Consider the following 1,925-nt stretch of genomic DNA (forward strand, 5'->3'; position numbering starts at 1 on the left):
GGCTGACCCAACCGAAATCCCCAAGTACATCGACGATCCACCGCTGATCCTGCTGTGGCGCGTCGATGATCTCGTCCCGATCGTCCTGTGTCTGGTCATCGGGATCTTCACCGGCAGTCCCGGGACGATGTTCAAACTGATCGTCCTGGGCGTCCTTCTGGTGCGCCTGTATTCCAAGTACCGCGAGCGACGCCCCGACGGGCACGCACTGCACTTCCTCTATTGGTACGGCCTGCTGCCCCTGCGTGGGCGTACCACCCCCAATCCATTCTGTCGGCGGTGGCTACCATGAACCTCCAGCGATTTCTTGCCACCTGGGCCGGGCTGACGCTGGAGAACCGGGTCAACCGCCTGATCATCCTGCTGCTCCTCGGCGTGAACTGTGTGTTGGCCGTGACGATCAACCAGACCGATCGGACCGTGGTGCTGGTGCCGCCGGTGCTCGAAGGAGAGGTCTCGGTGGCCCGCTCCTCGGCCAGTCAGGAGGTCCGGGAGGCCTGGGCGCTGTTCGTCGCCGAGCTGCTCGGCAACGTCACCCCCACCAATGCCGAGTTCCTGACCAAGGCCCTGGAACCCCTGCTGGCACCGGCGCTGCGGGTCGAGGTGCTGCGCGTGCTGGACGCCCAGGTTGCGGAGATTCGCCGCGAAAAGGTCAGTCTGGCCTTTGAGCCGCGGGAGATCAGCCGGGACCCTGCCAGCGGCACGATCTACATCACCGGCACCCATGTGACCAGCGGACCGGCCGCCAAGCCGGTCAACAAGTCACGCACCTATGCCCTGCGTGTCGAGTTCAAGAACTACCGTCCGGTCGTGGTCTTCCTGGATTCCTATCCCGGGGAGCCGCGCGTCGGCGCCACCGTTGGGAGCCCGCAATGATCCGTCAACCGACCCTGCTCGCCCTGTGCATCTCACTCGCGCTCGGCACCGCCCAGGGCGCGCCGGAGCCCGACTCCGGGGCCGCGATCCCGCGGGTCGCCTGCGACCTGTTGGATGTCCGCACCGCGGCGACGGGACCCCGTGCCGACCCGACCGGGGCCGGCGAAAGTTCCCCGGCTAACGCACCGACCATTCGCCAGGTCGGCGGACTCGACCTGGCCGCCCGCCGGACCAGCAGCGCCCCCGAGCGCCGTGGCGGTTTCCTGCGCGTCGCCATGGGTCCGCCGGCGGGCCAGGCCCCAGCCATTGCGATGGAGCTGGGACCTCGCAACGTCAGCATCACCCCGGGCACCACGGCCTTGATCGAGATCGCCATCGACCACCTCAATCGCCTCGTCACCCCCTTCGCGAACCCGGTGGTGCGAACCGTCTCGGCGGCCAGTACCAGTGTCGATGGTCATGTGGTCTACGTGGCCACGTCCACCGAGGAACCCGTGTCCCTGTACATCAGCGACGGGCAGAGCAATGACCTGGCGTTGTCGCTCACCCTGGCCCCGCGGTATGTGCCCCCGCGCGAGATCCGCCTGACCGTTCCCGGCTATCGCGGCAAGGGGGCGAGCGGCGCGGGACCCGACGGCGGCAAGTCGGCGGCGCTGCCGGGCGCCGCGGGGGAGGGCAACGGCAGTACCCCCTATGTCGCCGCCTTGACCGACCTGTTGCGTGCCATGGCCCAGCGGCGGCTGCCGGCCGGCTTTCAGGTGAAGGGCAGTGGCCCGAAGGCGCACTGCGCCCCGGGGCTCAAGATCACCAAGACCCAGTTGATCCAGGGGGCGACCGCCAGCGTGCTGACGCTCGGCGTGCGCAATGCCGGCACCGGCGCCGTGCCGGCCAACGAGTCGGCCTGCGACCGTGAAGAAGGCGTTGGCGAAACCCCCGGACAAACCGGACGTGCCCCCGGTCGACCCCGCCGTGGTCGAGGCCCAGCGCGTCGAGATGGCCCAGTTGAAGGATGAGCTGGAGAGCCTGCGCCGCCAGATGGAGGTGGCCAA

Annotated in this window: 3 protein-coding genes; all 3 read left to right on the plus strand. The window is 68.6% G+C overall.

What is annotated here, in order from left to right:
• Window positions 1-292: type IV conjugative transfer system protein TraL (gene traL, locus QZX93_RS05065; RefSeq protein ID WP_295387718.1), on the plus strand; the 292-nt coding region annotated here is incomplete at its 5' end.
• Window positions 289-876: a TraE/TraK family type IV conjugative transfer system protein gene (locus QZX93_RS05070; protein WP_295393210.1), complete on the plus strand. Its 588-nt coding sequence runs from the start codon at window positions 289-291 to the stop codon at window positions 874-876. The genes traL and QZX93_RS05070, both read left to right, overlap by 4 nt.
• Complete coding sequence (locus tag QZX93_RS05075) at window positions 873-1,889, plus strand: type-F conjugative transfer system secretin TraK (RefSeq protein ID WP_295393211.1); 1,017 nt, start codon at window positions 873-875, stop codon at window positions 1,887-1,889. The genes QZX93_RS05070 and QZX93_RS05075 overlap by 4 nt, the downstream gene beginning before the upstream one ends.
• The last annotated feature ends 36 nt before the right edge of the window (window positions 1,890-1,925 follow it).

This window comes from uncultured Thiodictyon sp. (assembly GCF_903946935.1).
In the GTDB taxonomy this organism is placed as follows: domain Bacteria; phylum Pseudomonadota; class Gammaproteobacteria; order Chromatiales; family Chromatiaceae; genus Thiodictyon.